The sequence below is a fragment of the Microbispora oryzae genome (assembly GCF_017896165.1).
Taxonomy (GTDB): Bacteria; Actinomycetota; Actinomycetes; order Streptosporangiales; family Streptosporangiaceae; genus Microbispora; species Microbispora oryzae.
The window spans coordinates 444,620-471,015 of the sequence record NZ_JAFCNB010000003.1 but is presented as its reverse complement, the minus strand read 5'-3'; the positions used below and the strand labels follow the sequence as shown (position 1 = coordinate 471,015).

Below are 26,396 nucleotides of genomic sequence, written 5' to 3'. Positions count from 1 at the left end.
GTACCACCCGCCCAAGGTCTGAAGCGCACGCGCCGGGGTAGTCGTGGCCGCATGGCGAAACCGGCTGACACCCCGACCCGCCCCGCGGCCAATCCCGCAGGCGATCCCGTGGCCGACTCGGATCCCTCCACACACCCCGCCCAGTCGGGCGAGCGCAAGCCTCCGCGCGTCGCCGTCATCGCCCACCGCAAGAAGACCCTCGGTGGCGGCCTCGACGAACTCCGCACAGCGATCAACAGCTACGACATCGACGACCTGCTCTGGTATGAAATCCCCAAAAGCAAGAAAGCCCCCAAAGCCGCCCGCGACGGGCTCAAGAAGGGCGCCGACCTGTTCATCGTCTGGGGCGGCGACGGATCCGTCCAACGCTGCGTCGACGCCCTCGCCGGCACCGACGCCACAATAGCCATCGTCCCCGCGGGCACCGCCAACCTGCTCGCCCGCAACCTGTCCATCCCCGAAAACGTCACCGAGGCCGTCCGCATCGCGTTCGAGGGCCGCCGCGCCCGCATCGACCTCGGCAAGATCAACGGAGAGCACTTCGCCGTCATGGCCGGAGTCGGCTTCGACGCCGAAATGATCGCCGACGCCGACCGCGGCCTCAAAGACCGGCTCGGCCGCCTCTCCTACTTCTGGACCGGCCTGCGCCACATCAGCAGCACCGCCTCCCCGATGAAAATCACCCTCGACGGCACCCACTGGTTCGAAGGCGACGCCAGCTGCGTACTCATCGGCAACATCGGCACAGTCACCGGCGGCATCGACGTGTTCCGGAACGCCCGCTACGACGACGGCCGCCTCGAAGTCGGCCTCTCCACCGCGGACGGCCCCATCCAGTGGGCACGCACCATCAGCCGCATGAGCACCGGCGCCGCCGACAGGTCACCGTTCGTCCGGATCACCCGCGCCCGGAAGATCACCATCAAGCTCGCCACCCCCCGGACGTACGAACTGGACGGAGGAGCCCGCAAACCCGCTAAAAAGGTGACCGTCAAAGTCGTCCCGCACGGCATCACCGTGTGCCGGCCCCACCCGCCCACCGACAACGCGGACGCACCACCGGCGCGGACGGCCCAGACCTCCTGACCAGGCCCGCTCTTCCCAGACTACGCTCACCAACAGCTGCGAATACTGCGTACGCGGCGAGCAGATCCTCTGCCGGCGAAAGCGCATCACAGGCATCGGCATGGACGGCGCGGCTACGCCGAATACGCCATCTCAAGGCCGACTTCGTGACCCCGCTGCCGGAAGGGCTCGACCCGATCGCGGCGGCCCCGCTGGCCGTCCGCGCTTTACTTGACATAATGTTCATTATCGAGCATTGCGAAAAGGCCGAGTGGAGTCAGCCCTGGCGCCTGGAAGCTCGCCGCCGTGGGCGGTTTTCCACCCGAGAATTCCGCCGGCGCCCGCCGTTGTCCGCGGGTTCCGGTCGCCTTCCGGCACAGCGCGCCAGGATTCCGACCCGGGCCGCAGCGGCCCGGTCGCGTTCAACTCGGGACCCGGCGGCAATCGACCCGGCTCCGTCAATGAATCGATCTTGAAGCGACCCGATCGGAAGACCGGCCCAATCCGAAGGCCAGCCGCTCAGAGATGCCGTCCATCCGGCCGAACGAGCGGAGCAATCCGATATACCAGACAGAATTCGCCTTCTGTCTGGTATAGGACTAAGCGGGCATTTCGCCGCGCGGCGGCGGTATTTTCGAGCCATGTATCCCCCCATCGAGCCCTACGACCACGGGCATCTGGACGTCGGCGACGGCCACCTCGTCTACTGGGAGGTCTGCGGTAACCCGGCGGGCAAGCCCGCGCTCGTCGTCCACGGCGGGCCCGGCTCGGGCTGTACGCCAGGCCAGCGCCGCGGCTTCGACCCGGAGCGCTACCGCATCATCCTGTTCGACCAGCGCAACTGCGGGCGGAGTCTCCCCCACGCGAGCGACCCCGAGGTCGACCTGGCGACCAACACCACACACCATCTGGTCGCCGACATGGAGCGACTGCGCGAACACCTCGGCGTCGACCGCTGGCTGCTCTACGGCGGATCATGGGGCTCCACCCTCATGCTCGCCTACGCCGAAGCGCACCCCGAGAGGGTGTCGGAAATGGTCATCACCGGCGTCACCATGACCCGCCGCTCCGAGATCGACTGGCTCTACCGCGGTGTCGGGCGCTTCTTCCCCGAGCAATGGCAGCGCTTCCGTATGGGGGTTCCGGAAGACCAGCGCGACGGCGATCTGCCGGCTGCCTACGCGCGCCTCATGGCCGACCCCGATCCCGCTGTCAGAGCCCGGGCGACGTACGACTGGACGGCGTGGGAGGACACGGTGATCTCCCTGGAGGTCAACGGCGCGCCGAACGCCTACAGCGACCGGCCATCCGCCGCCCTGCAGGCTCTCGTGCGGATCTGCGCCCACTACTTTTCGAACGGCGCGTGGCTGGAAGAGGGTGCCCTCCTGCGCGACGCGTACAAGCTGGCCGGCATCCCCGGCGTGCTGATCCACGGCCGGTTCGACCTGGGCGGGCCGCTGGAGAACGCGTGGCAACTCGCCCAGGCATGGCCCGACGCCCGTCTCGTCGTGGTCGACGACTCGGGCCACACCGGCAGCGACACCATGCGGAAGGAGATCCGCGCCGCCCTGGACGGCTTCGCCGGTCCCCCGGTCTGACCTTCGATTGGCGCCGCAGGGGTTACCGGACACGCATGGGGCGGGGCCACTCCCCGGCTCATGCGTGAGTCGCTGTGCTGGGGCCTGCTGATTGTTGTGGCTTGGGAATTGGATGGATGGATTTGGTCACCGACCCCATGGCCTTTACATTGTAAATTTACCCCGGGGTCGGCGGCGCGCCCGAGCATCCGCCACCTAACCGAGTGCCGGCGGATGCTCTGCTGGACGGCGTCCCCAGGCCGAGATCAGCGGCGCGAGTGTCAGGTCGAGTTCGCCCGCGTGGATGGCGGCCAGGTGCGCGTCGATCTCGGCGTCGTCGGCCAGGCCGGCCGCGAGCAGCTCGCCGCGCACGTGCCGGATGGTCGCCGCCTCCAGCCGGTCGCAGGCCGGCCCGCCGACCGGGAAAGAGCCCGCCGCGGCGACGTCCACCAAGCCGGCCTCACGCAGTGCCCGCGGCAGTGTCCGGCCGTAGCGCAGGTCCGCGCCGCGGCGGGCCAGCAGTTCCCGGACCGCGTCGCGCAGCCGGTTGGCCCGCCGCTGCGCCGGGCCGCTGTCGTCCAGGCATGCCAGTGGCTGCAGAGCAGTGTCGGCGTCCTCGACCAGCAGCCAGCCGCCGGGCCGCAGCGCCGCCGCCATCGTGGCCAGCGCCCGAGCCCGGTCGGGTACATGGACCAGCACGAGCCGGGCGTGCACCAGGTCGAACGTACCCGGCTCTGGGGGCGGATCGGCGGCGACATCGTGCCGGCGTATCTCGTACCCGTCGCCTGCGTTCAGCCACGACGGGTCGATGTCGGTGGCCAGCACGTGCCCGGTCGGACCGACGGCCGCCGCGAGCGCCTCCGGGATGCTGCGGCCACCGGCCCCCACCTCCCAGCAGCGCGAGCCTGCCCTGACCCCCAGTCGATCGAAGTGCACCCGCGTCACACCGTCGAACAGCTCGGCCAGCCAGACGAATCGCTCGCCCGCCTCGGTGCGCGCGTTGTCCAGCAGGTACCCGCGGGCGGGAGCGGGCTCTCCACCGGGCGCGGTAGTGCTGTCTGTCGGATCCGGTCGGCCACCGACGTGCGGCGGGCGGGGCGAGAAGGTCATAACTACATGATCACCTCCCCAGGCCACCGGCGCCACGATGACGGGAGAGGGACATCTCACACCGCCGGCGAACCCCGCACCTCCTCCAGCACGGTTCCGCACCGTGACGCGCCGGAAGTGGCACACCGGGTGGATGAGCCGGCCGCGGCCGCTTCGAAGGCCGCCTGACCCCAGCCACCTCGACAGAACGAATTCAAAATGAGTTACCCCGTTCACTGGACAATCCCCGCGCACTATGGCCAGTGGCCGAGCGAATAGTCAGTGGCCGGAGTGAAACAGGATGAGCATTGAGACATCCATCTCGTTGCGCGAAGCGGAATTTCATGCCCTTGCCAGTGGAGTCGACCCGTCGCCGACCCTCCTGACCTGGAATGGGACATCTTGGGCGGCAGAATGAGTGTGCGACTTCGGCCTAGCGAAGGCAGCCGTTTCGACTTTTCCGGCGGATGCGGGCGACTTGTGTGGGGACGAGCGTCTGCGGCAGGCCGTTAGAGTCAAATTCATGGAATGGAATTTTCGGGCGGCCGAAGAACTCGTAGCCGCCTTGCGTGCCGGTGAAGTGAGCTCGGTGGAACTGACCGACGAGGCGATCGCCCGTATCGAGCGGGATGACAAGGTGATCAACGCCATTTGCGTGCCGGACTTCGACCGTGCGCGGGCCGCCGCGCGCCGTGCCGACCAGGCGCTCGCCCGCGGCGAAGACCGGCCACTGCTGGGTGTTCCGGTGACGGTCAAGGAGTCCTACAACATCGCCGGGCTGCCCACGACCTGGGGCATGCCGCCGCAGGCGAACTTTATGCCGGCTGAGGACGCGGTCCAGGTGTCGCGGCTGAAGGCCGCGGGCGCGGTGGTGCTCGGTAAGACCAATGTGCCGTTGGGGCTGCAAGATATCCAGAGCTTCAACGAGATCTACGGCACCACCAAGAACCCGTGGGATCACAGTCGCACGCCAGGTGGGTCCTCGGGCGGATCAGCGGCGGCTCTGGCGTCCGGGTTCGGCGCGCTGTCCATCGGCTCCGACATAGCAGGTTCGTTGCGCACCCCCGCGCATTTCTGCGGCGTCTTCGCGCACAAGCCGACGCTCGGGCTGGCGGCGACCCGCGGTATGGTCGCGCCGCCGGCGCCTCCGTTGCCGGTCGACCTCGATCTGGCCGTCGTCGGTCCGATGGCGCGCACCGCCCGCGACCTCACGCTCCTGCTCGACGTCATGGCCGGACCTGACCCGCTGACGCACGGTGTGGCGTACGACTTGACGCTGCCGCCCGCGCGCCACGAGCGGCTCTGCGACTTCCGTGTCTTGGTGCTCGATGAGCATCCGCTCATTCCGACCGGCTCCGCTGTGCGGGCGGGCCTGAGCCGGGTGGCCGGCGCGCTTGTCGACGGCGGCGCCCGCGTCGAACGGCACAGTCCGCTGCTGCCCGATCTGACCGAAGCCGCGCTGCTCTACACGCAGCTGCTGGTTTCGAGCACCATCGCGCGTTTTCCCGTCGAGGCGTACGAGCAGCTGCGGACCCGCGCCGCCGGACTGAGCGCGGACGACCAGAGCCTCGACGCGACACGGTTGCGGGCTATGGTGTTCAGCCACCGCGACTGGATGGAGGCGAACAACCGTCGCGAACTCCACCGCCACGGCTGGCGGCAGCTCTTCGCCGAGTTCGACGCCGTGATCTGTCCGATCACGCCCACTCCCGCGTTCGGCCACGACCACGACCCCAATCCGCTGGAACGCCGGCTCGACATCGACGGCGTCGAGTACCCGTACTTCGACCAGCTCGTCTGGGCCGGTCTGGCCACCATGCCCGGCCTGCCCGCCACCGCCATACCAGCGGGCCGGTCCCCCGAGGGTCTGCCGGTGGGAGTGCAGCTCATCGGTCCGATGTTCGAGGATCGCACCCCGCTGCGGCTGGCCGAACTGCTCGAGCAGAAGATCGGCGGCTTCCAGGCACCGAAATAGGGGCCTACCTCTACCTCTGCTGAAGCCGCGTTCCATGACGTCGTCGAGCGTGCCCGCGGCCGTCGTGATCCCCCCAGGCCGACCTCAACGAGGACGAAGCGATGGGATGAGCGCGGCGATGGCGTCGAGGATGCGGTCAAGCCCATGCCGGAAACGCTCCTCGGGGGTGAGATGGGCGGTGCGGGAGTCGAGAACCGATCGGTTGAACATGGGGAAGGCGCCGGATTCGACGACCTGGCGGACGTACGGTCCCATGTAGTCCCGCTTCCAGCGCTCGGAGTCCAGGCCGGTGCGGCGCGTCTCCTCCAGCCAGCCGATCTCGCGGCGGATCGCGCTGTGCAGGTAGTCGTTGAGCATTCCGACCAGGCCGGTGATGTCGTCGATGTCGAGGCCGAGGCCGTCGAAGGCGTCGAGCGCGAACTCGTGCACGCGCAGCAGGTGGGGGCCCAGCGTCGGCCGGCTGGTGAGCAGCGCGATCAGCCACGGGTGGCGTAGGCCGATGGTGCGGGTCTCCCCCGCCAGCAGGATCAGGTCGCCTCGCCAGTCACCGGACGGGCCGTCGGGGAGCTCCACCTCGGCCATCGCCTGGTCGATCATGAGGTCGAACAGGTCGTCACGCCGGGGCACGTAGCGGTAGAGCGACATGGCGCCGGTGCCCAGCTCGCCCGCGATCCGCCGCATGGTCGCGGCCTCCACTCCTTCGGCGTCGGCGATCTGGACGGCCGTCCGGGTGATCTGCTCGCGGCTGTAGCCGGGGCGCCGTCCCGGGCCGGAGCGTTCCTGCCGCTCGGGCCGCATCCAGATGCTGGTCGGTTCGTCGTCGTCCACCTGCCCCCTCCTCTCATTTGCGTACATGGTACCTGAATGGCTATGGTCCGTTTCACGTACGTAGTACGCGAATTGGAGGGCGTATGGAGCGGACTTTCCGCATGGGCGTGACCGGCGTGATGCTGGGCATGATCACGGCCCCCTTGGACGGCATGATGCTCGGACCCGCGCTGCCGGTGATCGTGCGTGATCTCGGCGGCCTGGAGTATTTCTCCTGGATGGCGACGGCCTATCTGATCTGCATGGCCGCCTCGACGCCGATCTGGGGAAAACTGGGCGACCTGTACGGCCGCAAGGCGGTCTACATGGCCGCGATCCTGGTCTTCCTGGTGGGGTCAGGACTGTCGGGTGCCGCGCAGGACATGATCCAGCTCGTCGGCTTCCGGATGGTGCAGGGGCTCGGCGCGGGCGGACTGATGACCGGGGCTCTGGCGCTGATCGGCGAGCTGGTGCCGCCCCGGCACAGCGGCAGGCTGATGGGGCTGTTCGGGGTCATGATGCCGATCGCCTTCATCGCCGGGCCGTTGCTCGGTGGCCTGTTCGCCGAGCGGCTGGGCTGGCGGTGGGCGTTCTTCGTCAACGTTCCCATCGGCGCGGCCGCCCTGCTGCTCATCGGTGCCGCCGTGCGGCTGGAACGGCGCCGCATCAGGGCGCGGATCGACTACCTCGGGGCGCTGCTGCTGACGGTGATGCTGGTGGCGCTCAGTCTGATCGCGGGCTTGGGCGGCGCCCGGTACGCCTGGGGCTCGGCTCCGATCCTCGCCCTGATCCTGATCTGGCCCGCGGCGCTGGCCACCCTGCTGTTCGTGGAACGGCGCGCGGCTGAGCCGATCGTCCCGCTGCGTCTGTTCGCCGACCGCAACTTCACCCTCGCCCAGGCCATCCGCCTCCTCGGCGGCGCCGGCATGGTGGTGGCGGCCGTCTTCCTGCCCCAGTACATGCAGCTGGTCCACGGCGCCTCGCCGATCGCCAGCGGCCTGCTGATCCTGCCCGCGATGCTCGGGATGGTGGCCGTGCTGATCGGCACCGGCCGGCTCATCAGCCGCACCGGCCGCTACCGGATCTATCCGATTCTCGGCGGCGCCACCGTGGCGGCCGGCATGCTCGCGCTGCTCCTGCTGCGTCCCGGTACCGGTCTGGCATTCGCCTCTGGTGTGACGTTGATCGGCGGTCTAGGGGTGGGCCTGCTGACGCAGTCCACCACGATCATCACCATCAACAGCGCCGAACCGCGTGACCTGGGCGCGGCCAGCGGCTCGGTCGCCCTCTGGCACACCATGGGGGCCTCGCTGGGTGTGGCCGCCCTGGGCGCCCTGTACACGGCCCGGTTGCGCGACATCCTCATCGACCGCCTCGGCGCGGCGGCCGGCGGCCGGATCGTCTCCGGCGGGCTCACGCCCGGCGCGCTCATCCGGCTCAAGCCCGCCGCGCGTGAGGCGGTTCAGCTCGCCGTCTCCGGCGGCGTCCACGCCATGGCCCTGGGCGCCGCAGCGCTGGGCGTTCTCGCCTTCGCGCTGGCGTGGTTCATCCGCGAGGTCCCATTGCGCGACCGGGCCCCGTCGGCCGGGCGCGTCTCCGCGGCCGCGTGAGGCGGGCGCTTATGACACGGCCCGCGAAGGCCTCCGGTTCGAGTACTGCCCGCGGCCCCGCGCGAGGCCGCCGTGAAGGGAGAACACCATGATCGATGACCCGCTGCGGTTGGCCGTCATCGTCGGCAGCGTCCGCGACGGCCGCCTCGGCCCGACCGTGGCCACCTGGTTCGCCGGCCAGGCCGCGTCCCGCCCCGGCCTCGGCGTCGACGTGATCGACTTGGCCGATGTGCCGATCGGCGCGGCGGCCCCATCGGCCTCCGTTCCGGCGCCGGTACTGGAGGCCCTGGGCGGGCTGACCCCGCGGCTGGCCGCCGCCGACGCGTTCGTGGTGGTGACCCCCGAGTACAACCACAGCTATCCGGCCGGACTGAAGAACGCCATCGACTGGCACAACCAGCAGTTCCACGCCAAGCCGGTGGCGTTCGTCTCCTACGGCGGCATCTCCGGAGGCCTGCGCGCGGTGGAGCACCTGCGGGCCGTCTTCGCCGAGCTGCACGCCGTCACCACCCGGGACACCGTCAGCTTCCACGGCGCCTGGGAGCGCTTCGACGGTGACGGACAGCCGAAGGACCCCGCCGGCCCGGCCGCGGCCGCCAACCGGCTGCTGGACCAGGTGAGCTGGTGGGCGCGGGTTCTGCGCGATGCAAGAGCCTCCACCCCTTACACCGGATGAACCAGAAAGGCGGGATCATGAGATTGGCCGGGAAGACGGCGTTGGTGACCGGTGCGAGCCGGGGCATCGGCCGCGCGATCGCCATCCGGCTGGCCCGCGAAGGCGCCCGGGTCGCCGTGCACTACGGCGGCGACCACGCCGCCGCCAAGGACACCGTCTCCGCCATCGAAGCGGCCGGCGGGCGGGCCTTCGCCGTCCAGACCGAACTGGGCGTGCCCGGCGACGCCGAAGCCCTGTGGACGGCCTTCGACGCGCACGCCGAGGGCCTGGACATCCTGGTCAACAACGCGGGCATCCTCGGCGGCCGGAGTGAGATCGACGGCGTGACCCGAGAGGGCTTCGAGCGCCTGCTCGCGGTCAACACCATCGCGCCGTTCTTCATCACTCAGCTCGCCCTGCCACGATTGCGCGACGGCGGGCGGATCATCACCGTGGGCACCATGCTGACCCGGGGGGCAGCCATGCCCAGGGCGATCGACTACGCCATGTCCAAGGCCGCGCTCGACGTCATGACCATGGCCCTGGCCAGGCAACTCGGGCCGCGCGGCATCACGGTCAACACCGTCGCCCCCGGCGTCGTCGACACCGACATGCACCAAGGACGCCTCGTCGGCGAGGCCCTGGCCTGGCTGTCGTCGCAGACGCCCCTCGGCCGGCTGGGCACGCCGGAGGACGTGGCCGGCACCGTCGCCTTCCTGGCCTCCGGCGACAGCGGCTACATCACCGGACACCGGTGCGACGTCTCAGGCGGGACGACCATGTAGACCCGGCGTCCGGAGGACTCCGGAGTCGGCATGGGCCGAGGGGACCTGTCAGGGGTGATCCGCCGGGCGGCGGTAGACGCCGTACCACCAGGTCAGTGCCAGCTCGCGGGCGAACGTGGCGTCACTCGCGGGATCTTCGGAGGTGACGTGGTCGACGATTGCCCGTTCACCGCCCATGATGATCAGCCGGGTGGCGCTGACCGGGTCGAGGGCGGCGGGGGTGCGGCCGGCGTCCTGCTCGGCGCGGAGCACCGTGATCGTCCGGTCCGTGAACTGGTCGAGTTCCGCCTTCCAGAAATCCCGCACGGTGGCGTCATAGCCGGCGACCTCGGCGAGCGCCCGCCGTGCGGCGGCGTGCTCCCGATAGACCCGCACCACGCGCAGGAAGACGTCCTCGAGAGCTTCGACGCCGTCCGACGGCGTCCATGCCGAGGTGACGTCGAAGGTGGAGGTCAGGAGTTCGGTGGCCAGGCGCATGATCAGGTCGATCTTGTCGCGGAAGTGGCTGTAGAACGTCGAACGGGCGACGCCGGCCTCGGTGCAGATGTGTTGCACGCCGAGCTCGGTGAAGTTGGCGCCGTTGATCAGGAGACGCTGCGTCGCAGCCAGGATGTCCGTCTCGGCCGAGGTGGGTCGGCCGATGTTCGCGGTGCGTCGTCGGGTGATCGATGGCATGTCCGGATCCTAGGGGTCGCTCGGCGGCGCACACCACGCTACAGGCCGTCCGGACATCATGTAGCGTAATTTCCGGACATGATGTCCGGACGCGGTGACTGGAATTCGTGCGACTCTCCGTCGTCCGCCGTGGACCGGACAGATACGCAGGAAGGAACTACTGGTGAAATATCGTTTGCTGGGACGTACCGGGGTCTGGGTCTCCGAGATCTCCCTGGGCGCGATGACGTTCGGCGGCAAGCAGCACCCCGTGTACGGAACCCTCGGGGCGCTCGGGCAGGAGGAAGTCGATCGGGTCGTCGGCGCGGCACTCGACGCCGGGATCAACTTCATCGACACGGCCGACGTCTACGCCGACGGTGAGAGCGAGGAGTTGCTCGGCCGGGCGATCGGACGGCGCAGGCGGGACGTGCTGCTCGCCACCAAGCTGATCGCCCCGGTCGGGCCTGGCCCCAACGACCAGGGGCTTTCCCGGCTGCACGTGATGCGGGCCCTGGAGGACAGCCTGCGCCGGTTGCGGACCGATCACATCGACCTCTACCAGATCCACAACTACGACCACGTGACGCCGATCGAGGAGACGCTGGGCGCGCTCGACGACGCGGTACGGCAGGGCAAGGTCCGCTACATCGGCTCCTCCAATCTCGCCGCCTGGCAGATCAGCAAGGCGCTGGGCGTCTCGGCGCTGCACAACCTGGCGAAGTTCGTCGCCAACCAGACCCACTACTCACTGCTGTCGCGCGACGCCGAGCGTGACCTGGTGCCCTTCGCCGAGGACGCTGGGCTGAGCCTGACCGTGTGGCAGCCGCTCGTCGGCGGATTCCTCACGGGTAAGTTCGACCGCGGCGGGGCGACAACCGAACCGGACTCCCGCCGGGCCCGGAACGGCTTCGACTTCGTGCCCTTCGAGGAGGAGCAGGGCTTCCGGGTGCTCGACGTGCTGCGGGCCGTCGCCGCGCGCCACGAGGTGAGCCCCGCCCGGGTCGCGATCGCCTGGCTGCTCGGCCGGCGCGCCGTCACCAGCGTCATCGTCGGCGCTCGCACGCCGGAACAGCTCGCGGACAACATCGCCGCCGGCGACCTGACCCTCACCGCGCAGGATCTCGCCGAGCTCGACGAGGTCAGCCGGCCGCCGATCGCCTACCCGAACTGGATCCAGGAGTGGTTCGCTCCGACCCGGATCCCTGACGGCAGTCTGGCCTGATCTGACGGACCGCCGGTGCGGCGGCTCCCCCGGTGCCGATGACCGCGCGGCCGTTCGCCTCGTCGTCAGGGCTGCCCGGCGTGCCAGGGCTTGCCGGGGTGTGTGGCGCGGGCGTGCGCGGCGGTTCTGATCGCGTACGTCGGCCGGTCGCCGGGGACGGGCCCGAGGTAGTCGTGCCCGGTGAGGTGGCACCAGGCGGGCAGGTCGATGGGCGCCGCGGGGTCGGTGGCGACGACGTGGACGGCCTGGCCCGCGGGCAGGTCGCCGACGAGGCGGCTCAGCTCGATCAGGAGCCGGACGCAGCGGCGGTCACCGCCGTCCAGGACCACCGGCTGATCGGGGATGGCCGGATTCATCCGGTCACCGGCTCGCCGATGAGACCGGCCGGGCGCTCCCCCACCGGCCGGACATCCGGCGCCACCACATCCGCCATGCCTGCCTCCACGCGTTCCTCCTCTGCCATCCTCCCCGAATCCGGCGCCGGGCGGATCACCACGTCACCGGGAGCTCGGCCGGCCCGCCGGTGAGCGTCTCGGCGTCGAACCGGAGCTCCTCGACCGGCGCCGTCAGCCGCAGCCCGGGGAAACGCACGATGAGCTGGGAGAACACCGTCCATAGCTCGATGCGTGCCAGCGGCGCGCCTATGATCCGCCAGCCGGGTGACCACGCCGGGCATCGTCGCTGGCCGCCCTGCCCTCACGTCGTCCGGCTGCCAGGAGGGCTGGCCGTCCCCGACGACTTTACAATGTAGATTCATTTGGAGGATGGGCAAGATCTCTCCTCAGATCGGGGCGAAAGCCGTACGATCACGGCATGACTGTGGGGTGGACGGAGCTCTTCGTCTTGATCGTGGTCGGTGTGCTCCTCATCTGCCTTGTGGGGTTCATCGCCGTCCGGGCCGGTGCCCGGCCCAGCGATCCCCTCTCGTGGCGGAGCCCCGGGTGGGTTCCGCCGATCTCGGTGGATGTGCAGGATCGGGTGCGTGAGCTGTACGCCGCCAATCGCAAGGTGGAGGCCATCAAGCTACTCAGGCAGGAGACCGGGATCGGGCTCGCGCAGGCCAAGTCCCTCGCCGACGCCATCGGCTCCGGCGCTCCCCTGCCGATGCCCACAGGTGCCGTTCACCAGGCGGATCTGGCGACCCGGGCCCGAGAGCTCATGGCCGCGGGCCGCACCGAACAGGCCGTGTTCCTCGTCCGCGGTGAGACCGGCATGGGACAGGCCGAAGCCGAGGCGTTCATCGGCGCGCTCTGACGATCGGCCGCCGGTGGGCCGTCACTTGCCGACGACGCCCGATGTGGGGGGATGTCACGTCTCAGCGATCAGCGGTGTCCTGAGGGCATGACCGAACACAACACGCTCCACAAAGTCGTGGTCATCGGCGGCGGTTACGCCGGAACGCTCGCGGCCAACCGTCTGCGGCAGCGCGACGATGTCGACATCACGGTGGTCAATCCGCGCCCGGAGTTCGTCGAACGCATCCGGCTGCACCAGTTCGTGGCCCGTACCGGCGAGGCCACGGTCGACTACGGCACGCTGCTCGGCGAGGGCATCCACCTCGTCGTCGACAGCGCCGCTCGCATCGACACCGCCGCCCGCGCCGTGCGGCTGGCGTCGGGCCGCAGCCTGGACTACGACTACGTCATCTACGCGGTCGGCAGCACGGCGGCGACACCGTCATCGGTGCCCGGCGCGGCGGAATTCGCGTTCGACATCGCTGACCTGGAGTCCGCGCAGCGGCTGCGCGCCAGGCTGGAGGAGTTGCCCCCCGATGCTCCGGTCACCGTGGCCGGCGGCGGATTGACCGGCATCGAGACGGCCGCCGAACTGGCCGAACAAGGGCGCAGGGTCACACTGGTGTGCGGCCGCACCCTGGCGCCGACGTTCAGCGCACCTGGTCGCCGATACATCGCCAAATGGCTGTCCCGGCACGGTGTCGCCGTACTCGAGGGCGCCGTGGTGAGCGAGGTACGGCCGGACGCGGTCGTCCTGGCCGATGGCGGGGTGCGTACGAGCGCGCTGACCGTCTGGACGGTCGGTTTCGGTGTGCCGGAGCTGGCGGCGGCGAGTGGTCTGCGCACCGACGCACTCGGCCGGTTGCTCACCGACGAGACGCTGACCAGCGTCGACGACGATCGCATCATCGCGGCCGGCGACGCCGCCGCGCCGTCGGGCCGGCCACTGCGGATGAGCGGCTACGCCGCCGGGCCGCTCGGGGCGCAGGCCGCCGACACCGTGCTGAGCCGTATCGCGGGAACGGAACCAGCGGTGATCGAGCTGGCCTTCACGGGGGCGTGCGTCAGTCTCGGCCGCCACGCGGGCATCCGGCAACTCGCCCGCAAGGACGACACCGCGGTGAACCTCTACATCGGCGGCCGCATGGGCGCGGTGATCAAGGAACTGACCTGCAGGTTCGTCGTGGCGAAGCGGATCCGCCTCGAGGCTCGCGAGCCGGGTTCCATGAGCTGGCCCAAGGGCGGCCCGCGTCCTGGACAGCCGGCCTCCGCCGTGCGGGTGGTCACCTCCCCGTGAGCGCCGATGAGCATGCCGAGCGGTTCACCGTGTTGCGGCCGGTGCTGTTCACGATCGTCTACGAGATCCTCGGCTCGGTGACCGAATCCGACGACGTGCTGCAGAACAGCTATCTGCGGTGGGCCGACGTGGACCTCGCGACGGTGCGGGACACCAAGTCGTATCTGGCACAGCTGGTGACCCGGCAGGCGCTCAACGCCGTGCGGACGAGCGCGCGCCGGCGCGAGGACTACATCGGCTCGTGGCTGCCCGAGCCGCTGCTGCTGGAGGGGAACGACGCCTCGGCCGATGTGCTGCTCGCCGAGTCGGTGTCGATGGCGATGCTCGTGCTGCTCGAAACGCTCTCCCCCGACGAGCGCGCGGTGTTCGTGCTGCGCGAGGTGTTCGGCTTCGAGTACCGCGACATCGCCACGGCGGTGGGCAAATCCGTGGTCACGGTGCGTCAGGTGGCGCACCGCGCCCGCGAGCACGTACGGGCGCGGCGCAAGCGCTTCGAGCCCGCCGACGCCGCCACGACCGCGCGGATCACGGAGCGGTTCATGACCGCGGCGGCCACCGGTGACCTGGAAGGGCTGCTGTCGCTGCTCTCGCCGGACGTCACCTGGACCGCCGACAGCGGCGGCAAGGCCACCGCGGCGCGCCGGCCGGTGGTGGGCGCGGAGAAGGTGGCCGCGGTCCTCATGAACCTGTTCCGCCTGGAGCGGCTGGCGGACCTGCGGATCGAGATGGTCAACTGCAACAACTCTCCCGCGATGGTTCTCAGCGGCGAGCGTCTGGAAGGGGTCTTCCTGGTCGAGATCGCCGATGGGAGGATCACCAATTTCTACGCCATCCGCAACCCGGACAAACTTCTCGCGGTGGCGGTCCCGCGTCAGATCAGCCGGTAGGAGCAGGCGTCGTCGCCTGCCGGCATGTCGCCGGGTACGGCTTCGCGCCAGTGGGCGACCCACCCGGCGGCTTTACATTGTAGATCTGCTCATTGCGTGTCGGACGGGCGACGGCCCTCGCCCCGTTCCGCCGGCTCGTCGCCGGTCGCGGTGAGGCTGCCAAGGATGCCCAGCAGTTCCGCGCTCCGGCTGCCGGGCTCGGCGTTGAACACCACGAGCATGAGGTCGGTGCCGGCGATGAGGAGCTTGTTGGAGTGGAGGTCCACGTCGCCGACCAGCGGGTGGCGCAGCCTGCTCACCCGTCCCCTCCTGGGGTGCACGTCGTGGCGGCTCCACAGGTGCCGGAACAGGTCGCTGCGCACCGACAGCTCGCCGACGAGCTCGACCAGGCGCGGATGGTCGACGTCGGGACCGACGAGGGCCCGCAGGGTGGCGACCCCCTCCTCTGTCAGCTCCGACCAGTCCCGGCGCAGCTCCCGCTCCGCCGGATCGAGGAAGATCGCCCGCAACATGTTGACGCCGACGGCGTAGTTAGGGGACAGGGCCGCCGCCAGCACATTCACCGCGAGCACGTCGGTGAACCTGTTCTGCACGTAGGCGGGGGTGGCCGTCCAGCCGTCGATGAGCTGGGCGACGCTGTGCGGCACCCGCTCGCCCGCGGGCGCCGTCCGGCGGGACCGCCGGCGGACCGACGCGCCCTCCCCGGTGAGGCCCATCATGTGGGCCACGGCCTCGGCGTCCAGCCTCAGGACCCGGGCCAGCGCCTCCAGGACCTGCACCGACGGGTTGCGGTCGCGGCCCTGCTCCAGGCGGAGGTAGTAGTCGGAGCTGATGCCCGCGAGCGTCGCGACCTCCTCCCGGCGCAGGCCCGGGACCCGCCGCAGGCCCGTGGGAGTGATCCCCGCATCCTCGGGGCGCACCAGCTCGCGACGGGCGCGCAGGAACTCGCCGAGCGCGTTCGTGCTGTGCATGCCGTCCACGGTAGTCCGGCTCCCGGGAGCGTGCCTGGGTCCTGTCACTCCCAGGAACGGCGGGGTGCTGCCACGTCCGCCGCCGGGTGCCCCACAGTTGACGTCGTGCGGGCCGTCCCCGTGCCGGCCCCTGAACCACACCAGCGCCGTACGGCGTGAACAAGCAAGGACGAGACATGACTACACACAATCCTGGACGTGCTCCGGGCGGGACCCTCACGCTCGCCGACGGCCTCACCGTCAGCCGCATGGGCTACGGCGCCATGCAGCTGGCCGGCCCCGGCGTGTTCGGTCCGCCCAAGGACCGCGACCAGGCCCTCGCCGTGCTGCGCGAGGTCGTCGAGCTGGGCGTCACCCACATCGACACCAGCGACTTCTACGGCCCTGTCGTGGTGAACGAGCTGATCAGGGAGGCCCTCCATCCCTACCCCCGCGACCTGCGGATCGTGACCAAGGTGGGCGCCCGGCGCGGAGAGGACGGCAGCTGGGTGCCGTCCCTCGACCCCGCCGACCTCAAGGTTCAGGTGCACGAGAACCTCGAACACCTCGGCCTGGACGTCCTGGACGTCGTCAACCTGCGCCTGCGCGGGCACACCACCACGACCGACGAACCCGTGGCCGAACAGTTCGGCGCCCTGGTCGAGCTGCGGGAGGAGGGCCTGATCCGCCACCTGGGCCTCAGCGGCGCCTCCCAGGCCCAGCTGACCGAGGCGCAGGGCATGGCGCCCGTCGTCACCGTGCAGAACTTCTACAACGTCGTGGCGCGGCAGGACGACGCCATGGTCGACCGCTGCGCGGCCGAGAACATCGCGTACGCCTCGTTCTTCCCCCTGGGCGGGTTCACCCCGTTGCAGTCCGAGACGCTGACGCGGGTGGCGGCGCGCCTGGACGCGACGCCGCAGCAGGTCGCGCTGGCCTGGCTGCTGCGGCGCTCGGCCACCAGCGTCGTCATCCCCGGCACCTCGTCCGTCGCCCATCTGCGGGAGAACGTGGCCGCCGCGGATCTGGTCCTGCCGCCGGACGCCGCCGCCGAACTGGACGCCATCGCCGGATGACCCCCGGCCGTCGCCGCCGGACGGCTCCTGCGGGGGGAATATGTCGCCGGCAGCGGGTACCGTGTGGATCATGCTGCCCGCTCAGGTGAACCGGCTGACGGTCGAGGAGGCCGCGGACCGCTACGTCGAACTGGTGAGGGCCAAGACCGTCACCGGCGCCCTGTCCCCCGCCACCGCCGAGGTGTACGCCAGGGACGTGGCGACCTTCGTCCGCCTCGCCGGCCCCGGCCGCGTGCTCGACGACCTGACGGGTGAGGACGTGGACGCCGTGCTGCTGGCCTTCGCCCGCAAGCCCGACGAGCGGCGCGGCGGCGCGGACCGCGACCCGGGGCCCGCCGGTCAGGGCGGCGAGCCGGGCGGCGGCCTGCAGAGCGCGGCGTCGCAGGCCCGATTCCGCCGGTCGGTGTCGGCCCTGTTCAGGCACGCGGCCGCGACAGGCTGGGTGCAGCTGGATCCCATGCGGACGTCGTCGGTGACGGCGCGCGAGCGGGGCGGGCTGCGGGCGGAGCGGCGGGCGCTGACCAAGGAGCAGGCCGAGGGCCTGATCGCGGCGGCCCGCTCCCCCGCGGCGCCCGCGCCCGAGGACCGGCCGCGGCGCAGAGACCAGCGGACCGAGGCCCGCGACGCCCTGATCGTGCTGATGCTGGCCACGCTCGGCCCCCGGGTGTCGGAGCTCGTGCGGGCCAACGTCGACGACTTCTCCACCAACGACGGGGTCCGCTACTGGCGGATCTTCGGCAAGGGCGGCACGACCAGGGACGTCCCGCTCCCCCGCGACGTCGCCACCGCCCTCGACGCGTACCTCGCGGTCCGGCCGGAAGGGCGCGAACGCGCGGCGCTGCTGCTGTCCTGGCGGGGCAACAGGCTGGCGCGCGGCGACGTGCAGGCGGTGATCGACCGCGTGCGGCGCGCGGTGGAGCCGGGGCGGCGGCGCGCGGTGACCCCGCACGGGCTGCGTCACACGACCGCGACCCACCTGCTGGCCGACGGCACCGACATGGACGCCGTACGGCGGATCCTCGGGCACAGCGACCTGTCCACGCTGGGCCGCTACCGCGACGAGCTCCCCGGTGAGCTGGAGGTGGCCATGGGACATCACCCGCTGCTCAGAGACGGCGGCCAGGATCGATCCTGACGGCTTGACCCTGACGTAACGGGAGGCCGCAGGCTTGTCGCCGGAAGGAGGAGGCCATGAGCTACTCGGTCGGCGAGGTCGCCCGGCTCGCCGGGGTCACCGTACGGACGCTGCACCATTACGACGAGATCGGGCTGCTGTCGCCCGGTGAGCGCACCGTCGCGGGGTACCGCCGGTACACCGAGCCCGACCTGGAGCGCCTGCAGCAGGTGCTGTTCTACCGGGAGCTCGGGTTCTCCCTGGAGGAGATCGCCGTCATCCTCGACGAGCCGGGCGCCGACCCGATGACACACCTGCGCCGCCAGCACGAGCTGCTGCGGCGCCGGATCGGCCGGCTGGAGGAGATGCGGACGGCGGTCGAACGAGCGATGGAGGCACACACGATGGGAATCGACCTCACGCCGCAGGAGCGGTTCGAGGTGTTCGGGGAGTTCGACCCCGACCAGTACGCCGACGAGGCGCGGGAGCGGTGGGGCGGGACCGAGGCGTTCGAGCAGAGCCGCGCCCGGACGGCCCGCTACACCAAGGACGACTGGAAGACGATCACGGGTGAGGCGGGTGAGATCACCGCCGCCTTCGCGGCCGCCTACGCCGAAGGCGCGCCGGCCGACGGGGATCGGGCCCGGCAGATCGCGGAACGGCACCGCGCCCACATCACCCGCTGGTTCTACGACTGCACCTACGAGATCCACAAGGGCCTCGCGGAGATGTACGTCGGCGACCCGAGGTTCGCGGCCAACTACGAGAACGTCGCCGCGGGGCTCAGCCACTACGTGCGGGACGCCATCCGCGCGAACGCGGACCACGCCGCCTGACGCCACCCGACGCGACCTGACGCCACCCGGCACAGCCGCCGGCCCGGGACCTCTCCGGGCCGGCGGGCCGGGCATGCCGGGGGTTCACGGACGAGCCGCGACACCCGTTCCGGGTAGGAAAAATCCCACTTGTCAGGATCGGGTCAGGGTTTCATGTCGTGGAAACCCGGCCGAAACACGGGGACGGCAGGATGATGATCCGTGATCAGGGCCATTCTGTTCGACCTCGACGAGACCCTCTTCGATCATCGGCGGGCGGTCGCCTACGCGGCTACCGCGTGGACGGAGTCCGTCAGCCCGGGCCACGAGCTGCTCATGGAGACCCCGGCGCTCTGGCTCGACCTGGAGAACAAGCACGTCCCGTCGTGGCACGCCGGCGAGTGCTCGTTCGCCGAACAGCGCCGCAGGCGGATCCGCGAGTTCTGCCTGCGGATGGGCCTGCGCGTGCCCGCGGACCTCGACGCGTCGTACGCCGAGTTCCTCCTGCACTACGAGGCGGCGTGGGATGCCTTCCCCGACGCCGCGCCCGTGCTGGACGCCCTGGACGGGCGGGGACTCACCCTCGGCGTCCTCACCAACGGCACGCCCGTGCAACAGGAGGCGAAGCTGCGCCGCATGGGGCTGCTCGACCGCCTGGATCCGGTGCTGTCCCCCGACGCGCTCGGCGGCAACTTCAAACCGGCCGCGGAGTGCTACCTGGAGGCGGCCCACAAACTCGGCCTGCGCCCCGACGAGGTGCTCATGGTCGGCGACAACCTCATGCACGACGCCGTCGGACCGGCCCGGGTGGGAATGCGCGGGGTCTGGCTCGACCGCTACCGCGTCGCCGGTGGGCCGCCGTTCGTCACCCGTGTCACCACGCTGACCGATCTGCCGGCGATCGTGGACGGGCTGCGTCCCGACCTCGCCGGTCCGCATCGCGCCGCCTGACCGCGCACGTTCACACCAGGACCCGGTCACACCGGCGGCACGCCGACGATCGCGGCCGCCACCCGGCGCCGGGCGAAGCCGAGCCGGCCGTACAGTCCGACCGCGCCGGTGTTCCAGTCGTCCACCATGAGGGCCACCCGCCCGTGCTCGGCCAGCAGCTCGCCGGTGAGGAAACGGCAGACCCGCTCCCCCAGTCCGCGGCCCCGCGCGTGCACCGCGGTGGCCACCCCGGCCAGCAGCCCCACTGTGGGAGCCGGCCAGGCGTCGGCCGCCACCGCGACGAGATCGCCTCCTGCGTCCCGCACCCCGGCCCACCGGCGGACTCCCGGGACGCCCGGCATCGCGTACGAATCGGGGTGCGCCGCCTTGAGCAGGCGGGTCACCTCCGGCTCCGCGTCCGCCTCCAGCCAGGCCGGGCCAGGGCTCGCCGGGGCCGGGCTCTTTTCGGAAGGCGGCTGCGCCGTCGTCGTCATCCAGGAGAACCCGCCGAGGAGCGCCAGCTCGGGCACTCCGCGAACGAGCTCCTCGATGAGATCGGCGTCACCGAACGGACGGTACGCCGGCCCCACCTGCGCCAGCGCGTGCCGGATCAGCGGCATCGCGTCGGCGGGCCGGCCGCGGACGGCCATGCGGTCGCGGCGGGACACGCGTGGGCTGGCCACCACGACGGCGTCCCCGTGCGCCCACGCCCGCACCTGCCCGAGCGGCCCGTCGTGACCCGGACGATCCGTTTCCCGGTCCGTACGGCGATCCGCGCCGATGTCCTGGGCCGCCCAAACGATCAGGGCGTCGTCTTCCGAGGCCGCCACGACTTCGGCGGCCGTGTGGAGCTCGCGCACCGTCAGAGGATCGCGCCGGGCACGTACGCCGCCTCGTCCGGGTAGCGGGCCGTGATCTCGGTGATCCGCCCGGCCAGGGCCTCGACCTGGCCGGACGCGGCGCCGGTGAAGGAGATCCGGTCGGCCAGCAGCCCGTCGAGCTCGGCCCGCCCGAGGGGGAAGCGGTCGTCGGCGGCGAGCCGGTCGAGCAGCTCGTTGTCCGCCCCCCGCTCGCGCATGGCCAGCGCGGAGGCGACGGCGTGCTCCTTGATGATCTCGTGGGCCGTCTCCCGGCCCACCCCGGCCCGTACCGCGGCCATGAGCATCTTGGTGGTCGCCAGGAACGGCAGGTAGCGGTCGAGCTCGGCCTCGACGACGGCGGGGAACGCCCCGAACTCGTCGAGCACGGTCAGCATGGTCTCGGCCAGGCCGTCGAAGGCGAAGAACGCGTCGGGCAGCGCGACCCTCCGGACCACCGAGCACGACACGTCGCCCTCGTTCCACTGGTCTCCGGCGAGCTCCCCGGCCATCGAGGCGTAGCCCCGGAGGATCACGGTCAGGCCGTTCACCCGCTCGCAGGAACGGGTGTTCATCTTGTGCGGCATTGCCGACGAGCCGACCTGGCCCTCCTTGAAGCCCTCGGTGACCAGTTCGTGCCCGGCCATGAGGCGGATGGTCTTCGCCAGCGACGACGGCGCCGCGGCCAGCTGCACCAGTGTGGTCAGCACGTCGTAGTCGAGCGATCGAGGGTAGACCTGTCCGACGCTGGTGAAGCGGCGGGCGAAGCCGAGGTGGGCGGCGACCCGGTCCTCCAGCTCGGCCAGCCGGTCGGCGTCGCCGAGCAGGTCGAGCATGTCCTGTGCGGTGCCGACGGGTCCCTTGATCCCGCGCAGCGGGTAGCGGCCCAGCAGGTCCTCCAGCCGCTCGTACGCGACGAGCAGCTCGTCGGCGGCGGTGGCGAAGCGCTTGCCCAGCGTGGTCGCCTGGGCCGCGACGTTGTGAGAGCGGCCGGCCATGACGGTGCCCGCGTGCTCGGCGGCCAGCCGCCCCAGCCGGGCGAGCAGCGCCACGACCCGCCCCCGGACCAGCAGGAGGCTGTCGCGGATCTGCAGCTGCTCGACGTTCTCGGTGAGGTCGCGCGAGGTCATGCCCTTGTGGACCTGCTCGTGCCCGGCGAGCGCGTTGAACTCCTCGATCCGGGCCTTCACGTCGTGCCTGGTGACCCGTTCGCGCTCGGCGATGGACGCCAGGTCGACCTGCTCGGCCACCTTCGTGTAGTCGGCGATCGCCTGCTCGGGCACCTCGATCCCGAGATCGGCCTGGGCCCTGAGCACGGCCACCCAGAGCCTGCGCTCCAGCACGACCTTGTGTTCGGGAGACCAGAGGCGGGCCAGCTCCGGCGAGGCGTAGCGGGTGGCCAGGACGTTCGGAATGCGCGGCTTGCTCACGTCGGGTCAGTCTATTGCCGCCTGTCGTGTGCCGCCCGCCCCCTACCCCCGTCGCGCCGGAGGCCTCCCGTGCGCGTCCGCTCGCCCCTTTGCCCCGCTTGGTAGGGTCAAGGCGGGCATTTTATGGCAAATTGAGAGGGTCGCGCGGTGGACATCGAGCAGACGGCTTTACCGGGTATCGGGCTCCGGCACGAGTTCACCACCCGATCGGGCCGCCGGATCGGGATCATCTCGCACCGGACCGGACGCCGCGACCTCGTGATCTACGACCCCGCCGACCCCGACCGCGCGTGTGAGACCGTCCGGCTAAACGACGAGGAGGCGGACGCGCTGGCCGAGCTGCTCGGCGCCCCCCGCATCGTGCAGCGGCTCAACGAGCTGCACCGGCAGGTCGAGGGCCTGGTCAGCCAGCAGCTGCCGATCGAGCCCGCCTCGCCGTACGGAGGACGGCCGATGGGCGACGCCCGGGTGCGGACCCGCACCGGCGCGTCCATCGTCGCCGTGGTGCGCGGCGGCCGGGTGTTCGCCAGCCCCGCGCCCGACTTCGTGCTGGAGGCGGGCGACGTCGTGGTCGTGGTGGGCAGCCCGGAGTCCACCGCCGCGGTGGCCGACATCCTGGATCGAGGGTAGATCCCGGAGTGCACGACACCGCGATCCTTCTGGTGGAGTTCGGTGCCGTCGTCCTCGGGCTGGGCGTGCTGGGTGCGCTCGCCATGCGGGCCGGCATCTCTCCCATCCCGCTCTACCTGCTGGCCGGGCTCGCGTTCGGCACCGGCGGCATCCTGCCGCTGGCCACCAGCGAGGAGTTCACCCGCACCGGGGCCGAGCTCGGCGTCATCCTGCTGCTGCTCACCCTCGGGCTGGAGTACAACGCCGACGAACTGGTCGCCAGCCTGAAGGGCAACGCCCGGGCCGGCGTCGTCGATCTGATACTGAACGCCGCCCCCGGCGCGGTCTGCGCCATCCTCCTGGGCTGGGGCCCCGTGGCGGCGGTGGCGATGGCCGGAGTCACCTACGCCACCTCCTCGGGCATCACCGCCAAGGTGCTGTCGGACCTGGGGTGGATCGGCAACCGGGAGACCCCGGTGGTGCTGTCGCTGCTGGTGTTCGAGGACCTGACGATGGCGCTGTACCTTCCGCTGCTGACCGCCATGCTGGCCGGGCTGAGCCTGCTGGGCGGGGCGGTGTCGGTGGCCGTCGCGCTGGCCACGGTCACGGTGGTGCTGCTGATCGCGCTGCGGTACGGACGGTTCATCGAGGCGTTCGTGGCCAGCCCCAACAACGAGGTCCTGCTGCTGAAGGTGCTCGGGCTGACCCTCCTGGTGGCCGGCCTCGCCCAGAAACTGCAGGTGTCGGCCGCGGTCGGCGCGTTCCTGGTCGGCATCGCCCTGTCGGGTGAGCTGGCCGAGGAGGCCCAGGCCCTGCTGAGCCCGCTGCGCGACCTGTTCGCCGCGGTGTTCTTCGTGTTCTTCGGTCTGCAGACCGACCCCACCAAGATCGGCCCGGTGGCGGGGCTGGCCGCGCTGCTCGCCCTGGTGAGCATGATCACCAAGCTGCTCACCGGGGCCTTCGCCGCCCGCAGGGCGGGCATCGCCAAGGCCGGGCAGGCCCGCGCGGGCATCGCGCTGATCCCCCGCGGCGAGTTCAACATCGTGATCGCCGGGCTGGCGGTCGCCGCCGGGGCCCACCCCGATCTCGGCCCCATGGCGGCGGCGTACGTGCTGATCCTGGCCGCGTTCGGGCCGCTGGCCGCCCGCCTGGTCCAGCCGCTGGTCACCGCCATCGCCACCCGCGCCTGACACCACCCCGCGTGCGCCTCCGGACAGCGACCGGACAGCGACCGGACAGCGAATGGCCTCGGAATGGCCTGGGAAGCGGTCAGGCGAAGAGCCGAAACTCTGCGGGCTGCTCCTGCGACGGCGGACACCGCGCCGCCGCCGGGGCTGTCTCCGTACCGCTGAGGAAGGCTGATCGATCGTGACCGAACGCGTACGCGTGGCCGTGCTGGCGGGCGGGCCGTCCGCCGAGCACGAGGTGTCGCTGCAGTCGGCGCAGGCCGTGCTCGACGCTCTGCCGAGGGACCTGTACGAACCCGTCGCCGTCATCATCGACCGGCAGGGCAGGTGGCCGGTGGAGCTGCGACGTGATCTGGCGGACGTGGTCTTCCCCGCGCTGCACGGGCCGTTCGGCGAGGACGGCGTCGTCCAGGGCCACCTGGAGACGCTGGGCATCCCCTACGTGGGCTGCGGCGTCACGGCCTCCGCCGTGGCCATGGACAAGGTCGCGATGCGGCGCGCGTTTCTGGCGGAGGACATTCCCCTCACCCCGCATGTGTGGTTCACCGAGCACGAATGGCGCACCACCACCGACCACTGGGGTCTGGTGAAGTCGCTCGACTGGCCGATGTACGTCAAACCGGCCAGCATGGGCTCCTCCATCGGCATCTCGCGTGTCACCTCCATGGAGGAACTGCGCGCGGGCGTGGAGCTGGCGCTGTCCTATGACCGGGTGGTCGTCGTCGAGCAGGGCGTGGCCGCGCGCGAGCTCGTCTGCGGCGTGCTCGGCGGCTACGACACGCCGGACGCCTCGGTGCCCGGCGAGCTCATCGTGCCCGGCGACTGGCTCGACTACGAGGCCAAGTACCTCAGCCCGGCCGAGATCGCCGCCATCCCCGCCGTGCTGCCGGAACGGGTGGCCGAGGATGTGCGCGAGCTGGCCCTGCGCGCCTACCGGGCGATCGGCGGCTACGGCCTGTCCCGCGTCGACTTCCTCTACGAGGAGGACACGGGACGCCTGTACGTGCTGGAGATCAACGCCATGCCCGGTTTCACCGCCCGTTCCGTCTACGCCAGGGCGTGGGCCGCGAGCGGTGTCCCGTACCCGGACCTGCTGCGCCGCCTCATCGACCTCGCGTTCGCCAGGAGCGGCTCGTGATCCCCATGACGCTGAACACGATCGCGCGGGTCGTCGGCGGGCGCCTGTGTGACGTGCGCGACCCGCAGGCGCCGGTGACGGCCCCCGCGGCGGTCGACTCCCGCGAGGTGGTGCCCGGCGGCCTGTTCGCCGCGACGGCCGGCGCCCGCGCCGACGGTCACGACTACGCGGCCGGCGCCATCGAGTCGGGTGCCGTCGCCGTGCTGGCCGCACGGCCCGTCGGCGTGCCCGCCCTCGTGGTCGAGGACGTCCAGCTCGCGATCGGCCTGCTGGCCAGGCACCTGCTCGGGCAGATCAGCCCGGCCGTGATCGGGCTGACCGGCTCCGTGGGCAAGACCACGACCAAGGACCTGCTGGCCCAGGTACTCGAACGGCACGCCGCGACGGTCGCCACCGACAGGTCGTTCAACAACGAGCTCGGGCTGCCGCTCACCGTGCTGCGCGCCGATGCCGCCACCCGTTACCTCGTGCTGGAGATGGGGGCGGGCCGCAAGGGCGACCTGACCTACCTGACCGGCATCGCGCCGCCCCGGGCCGGGCTGGTGCTCAATGTCGGCACCGCGCACGTGGAGCGCATGGGAGCCGGGCCGGCCGACGTGGCCGAGGCCAAAGGCGAGCTGGTCGAGGCCCTCCCGGCGGACGGGTTCGCGCTGCTCAACGCCGATGATCCGTACGTCATGGGCATGGCCGGCCGCACCAGGGCCCAGATCCTGTTGTACGGCCGGTCGGCGGAGGCGCGGGTGCGAGCCGAGGATGTCCGGCTCGACGACCGGGCGCGTGCCGCGTTCGAGCTGGTGACGCCGTCCGGCCGCGCCCCGGTCCGGCTCGACCTCATAGGCGAGCACCAGGTGACCAACGCCCTGGGGGCCGCCGCCGTCGCCACCGCGCTCGGCCTGGGCGTCACCGAGATCGCCGATGGGCTGAACGCCGCACGGCGACGCTCCGCCGGCCGGATGGAGATCGTCGAACGACCTGACGGCGTCACCGTCGTCGACGACGCCTACAACGCCAGCCCGGAGTCCATGCGTGCCGGGCTGCGGGCGGTGCGGGCCCTGGCCGGGGCCCGCCGTACCGTCGCCGTGCTCGGCGCGATGGGGCAGCAGGCGGCCGCCTCCCGCGCCCGGCACGCGGAGATCGGCCGGCTCGTCGCCGGCCTCCGCTTCGACGTGCTGATCGCGGTCGGACCGGGGGATCCGCTCGCGATGGCGGAGGCGGCGCGGGCCGCGAACGCGGGCGTGGCCGTCCACACCGCCGACGATGTGGCCGGGGCCCTCACGCTGGCCACCGCGCTGCTCGAGCCGGGAGACGTGGTGTTCGTCAAGGCCTCCAGCGAGATCGGTCTCGGCGCCTGCGCCCGCGCGCTGGCCGGCGCCTGACCGCCGTCGCACCGCGCGAGGACCGCGCATCCGACGCGAGATCCACGACCGCT

The 26,396-nt window shown here is 71.2% G+C and carries 25 protein-coding genes; 18 read left to right on the top strand and 7 right to left on the bottom strand.

Features of this window, described 5'->3' with window-relative positions; all coding sequences use genetic code 11:
• Nucleotides 1-51 precede the first annotated feature (51 nt).
• Complete coding sequence (locus JOL79_RS08680; protein ID WP_210155153.1) at nt 52-1,086, top strand: diacylglycerol/lipid kinase family protein; 1,035 nt, start codon at nt 52-54, stop codon at nt 1,084-1,086.
• Between the two features lie 620 nt (nt 1,087-1,706).
• Entirely contained in the window at nt 1,707-2,663 is a 957-nt protein-coding gene (gene pip / locus JOL79_RS08675; RefSeq protein WP_210155152.1) for a prolyl aminopeptidase, read from the top strand.
• 195 nt (nt 2,664-2,858) lie between these two features.
• On the opposite strand, the gene JOL79_RS08670 is transcribed toward pip, so the two are convergent.
• Nucleotides 2,859-3,752, bottom strand: coding sequence for a methyltransferase domain-containing protein (locus tag JOL79_RS08670; RefSeq protein WP_210155151.1), 894 nt, complete (start codon nt 3,750-3,752; stop codon nt 2,859-2,861).
• Nucleotides 3,753-4,254: 502 nt separating this feature from the next.
• Here JOL79_RS08670 and JOL79_RS08665 point away from each other — a divergent pair.
• Nucleotides 4,255-5,706 (top strand): amidase, encoded by a 1,452-nt coding sequence (locus JOL79_RS08665; protein WP_210155150.1) that lies wholly within the window; start codon nt 4,255-4,257, stop codon nt 5,704-5,706.
• 84 nt (nt 5,707-5,790) lie between these two features.
• Here JOL79_RS08665 and JOL79_RS08660 read toward each other — a convergent pair whose 3' ends face one another.
• Nucleotides 5,791-6,534, bottom strand: a complete 744-nt coding sequence (locus tag JOL79_RS08660; protein ID WP_307848415.1) for a TetR/AcrR family transcriptional regulator — start codon at nt 6,532-6,534, stop codon at nt 5,791-5,793.
• Between the two features lie 83 nt (nt 6,535-6,617).
• On the opposite strand from JOL79_RS08660, the gene JOL79_RS08655 reads away from it, so the two are divergent.
• The 3 genes from JOL79_RS08655 (at nt 6,618) to JOL79_RS08645 (ending at nt 9,563) form a co-directional block, all read left to right on the top strand.
• Nucleotides 6,618-8,123: an MFS transporter gene (locus JOL79_RS08655; protein WP_210155148.1), complete on the top strand. Its 1,506-nt coding sequence runs from the start codon at nt 6,618-6,620 to the stop codon at nt 8,121-8,123.
• A gap of 88 nt (nt 8,124-8,211) precedes the next feature.
• Nucleotides 8,212-8,799, top strand: coding sequence for an NADPH-dependent FMN reductase (locus JOL79_RS08650; protein WP_210155147.1), 588 nt, complete (start codon nt 8,212-8,214; stop codon nt 8,797-8,799).
• 17 nt (nt 8,800-8,816) lie between these two features.
• On the top strand, nt 8,817-9,563 hold the full coding sequence (locus tag JOL79_RS08645) for an SDR family oxidoreductase (RefSeq protein WP_230984422.1): 747 nt from the start codon (nt 8,817-8,819) through the stop codon (nt 9,561-9,563).
• Nucleotides 9,564-9,611: 48 nt separating this feature from the next.
• Here the strand turns inward: JOL79_RS08645 and JOL79_RS08640 are convergent, their stop codons facing one another.
• Complete coding sequence (locus JOL79_RS08640; RefSeq protein ID WP_210155145.1) at nt 9,612-10,238, bottom strand: TetR/AcrR family transcriptional regulator; 627 nt, start codon at nt 10,236-10,238, stop codon at nt 9,612-9,614.
• Nucleotides 10,239-10,401: 163 nt separating this feature from the next.
• Here JOL79_RS08640 and JOL79_RS08635 point away from each other — a divergent pair, with 163 nt between their 5' ends.
• Nucleotides 10,402-11,442, top strand: a complete 1,041-nt coding sequence (locus tag JOL79_RS08635; protein ID WP_210155144.1) for an aldo/keto reductase — start codon at nt 10,402-10,404, stop codon at nt 11,440-11,442.
• Nucleotides 11,443-11,507: 65 nt separating this feature from the next.
• Here JOL79_RS08635 and JOL79_RS08630 read toward each other — a convergent pair whose 3' ends face one another.
• Entirely contained in the window at nt 11,508-11,798 is a 291-nt protein-coding gene (locus tag JOL79_RS08630; RefSeq protein ID WP_210155143.1) for a sulfurtransferase TusA family protein, read from the bottom strand.
• 457 nt (nt 11,799-12,255) lie between these two features.
• On the opposite strand from JOL79_RS08630, the gene JOL79_RS08625 reads away from it, so the two are divergent.
• The 3 genes from JOL79_RS08625 to sigJ all read left to right on the top strand — a co-directional run bounded on the left by JOL79_RS08625 (nt 12,256) and on the right by sigJ (nt 14,861).
• Entirely contained in the window at nt 12,256-12,696 is a 441-nt protein-coding gene (locus JOL79_RS08625) for a 50S ribosomal protein L7/L12 (RefSeq protein ID WP_210155142.1), read from the top strand.
• Between the two features lie 87 nt (nt 12,697-12,783).
• Nucleotides 12,784-13,974 carry an NAD(P)/FAD-dependent oxidoreductase gene (locus JOL79_RS08620; protein ID WP_210155141.1) on the top strand — a complete coding sequence of 397 codons (1,191 nt, stop codon included), beginning with the start codon at nt 12,784-12,786 and terminating at the stop codon, nt 13,972-13,974.
• Nucleotides 13,971-14,861 carry an RNA polymerase sigma factor SigJ gene (sigJ, locus tag JOL79_RS08615; protein WP_210155140.1) on the top strand — a complete coding sequence of 297 codons (891 nt, stop codon included), beginning with the start codon at nt 13,971-13,973 and terminating at the stop codon, nt 14,859-14,861. The genes JOL79_RS08620 and sigJ overlap by 4 nt, the downstream gene beginning before the upstream one ends.
• Before the next feature lie 89 nt (nt 14,862-14,950).
• Here the strand turns inward: sigJ and JOL79_RS08610 are convergent, their stop codons facing one another.
• Nucleotides 14,951-15,832 (bottom strand): helix-turn-helix domain-containing protein, encoded by an 882-nt coding sequence (locus JOL79_RS08610; protein WP_210155139.1) that lies wholly within the window; start codon nt 15,830-15,832, stop codon nt 14,951-14,953.
• A 176-nt stretch (nt 15,833-16,008) separates the two neighbouring features.
• Between JOL79_RS08610 and JOL79_RS08605 the strand changes: the two genes are divergently transcribed.
• The 4 genes from JOL79_RS08605 to JOL79_RS08590 all read left to right on the top strand — a co-directional run bounded on the left by JOL79_RS08605 (nt 16,009) and on the right by JOL79_RS08590 (nt 19,767).
• Nucleotides 16,009-16,887, top strand: a complete 879-nt coding sequence (locus JOL79_RS08605) for an oxidoreductase (RefSeq protein ID WP_210155138.1) — start codon at nt 16,009-16,011, stop codon at nt 16,885-16,887.
• 70 nt (nt 16,888-16,957) lie between these two features.
• Entirely contained in the window at nt 16,958-18,022 is a 1,065-nt protein-coding gene (locus JOL79_RS08600; protein ID WP_210155137.1) for a tyrosine-type recombinase/integrase, read from the top strand.
• Between the two features lie 56 nt (nt 18,023-18,078).
• A complete protein-coding gene (locus JOL79_RS08595; protein WP_210155136.1) occupies nt 18,079-18,837 on the top strand; it encodes a MerR family transcriptional regulator in 759 nt (252 codons plus the stop codon).
• A 201-nt stretch (nt 18,838-19,038) separates the two neighbouring features.
• Complete coding sequence (locus JOL79_RS08590) at nt 19,039-19,767, top strand: HAD family hydrolase (RefSeq protein WP_210155135.1); 729 nt, start codon at nt 19,039-19,041, stop codon at nt 19,765-19,767.
• 26 nt (nt 19,768-19,793) lie between these two features.
• Here the strand turns inward: JOL79_RS08590 and JOL79_RS35375 are convergent, their stop codons facing one another.
• The gene (locus JOL79_RS35375) at nt 19,794-20,606 is read right to left on the bottom strand and encodes a GNAT family N-acetyltransferase (protein WP_210155134.1); all 813 of its coding nucleotides are present in this window, start codon (nt 20,604-20,606) and stop codon (nt 19,794-19,796) included.
• 2 nt (nt 20,607-20,608) lie between these two features.
• Nucleotides 20,609-22,033 (bottom strand): adenylosuccinate lyase, encoded by a 1,425-nt coding sequence (purB, locus tag JOL79_RS08580; RefSeq protein WP_210155133.1) that lies wholly within the window; start codon nt 22,031-22,033, stop codon nt 20,609-20,611.
• A 147-nt stretch (nt 22,034-22,180) separates the two neighbouring features.
• Here purB and JOL79_RS08575 point away from each other — a divergent pair, with 147 nt between their 5' ends.
• From JOL79_RS08575 to JOL79_RS08560, 4 genes are all read left to right on the top strand, one after another.
• Nucleotides 22,181-22,663 carry a cation:proton antiporter regulatory subunit gene (locus tag JOL79_RS08575; RefSeq protein WP_210155132.1) on the top strand — a complete coding sequence of 161 codons (483 nt, stop codon included), beginning with the start codon at nt 22,181-22,183 and terminating at the stop codon, nt 22,661-22,663.
• An 8-nt stretch (nt 22,664-22,671) separates the two neighbouring features.
• Nucleotides 22,672-23,832, top strand: coding sequence for a cation:proton antiporter (locus tag JOL79_RS08570; RefSeq protein ID WP_210155131.1), 1,161 nt, complete (start codon nt 22,672-22,674; stop codon nt 23,830-23,832).
• A gap of 178 nt (nt 23,833-24,010) precedes the next feature.
• The gene (locus JOL79_RS08565) at nt 24,011-24,967 is read left to right on the top strand and encodes a D-alanine--D-alanine ligase family protein (protein ID WP_210155130.1); all 957 of its coding nucleotides are present in this window, start codon (nt 24,011-24,013) and stop codon (nt 24,965-24,967) included.
• Nucleotides 24,964-26,343 carry a UDP-N-acetylmuramoyl-tripeptide--D-alanyl-D-alanine ligase gene (locus tag JOL79_RS08560; protein ID WP_210155129.1) on the top strand — a complete coding sequence of 460 codons (1,380 nt, stop codon included), beginning with the start codon at nt 24,964-24,966 and terminating at the stop codon, nt 26,341-26,343. Before JOL79_RS08565 ends, JOL79_RS08560 begins: the two co-directional genes overlap by 4 nt.
• The last annotated feature ends 53 nt before the right edge of the window (nt 26,344-26,396 follow it).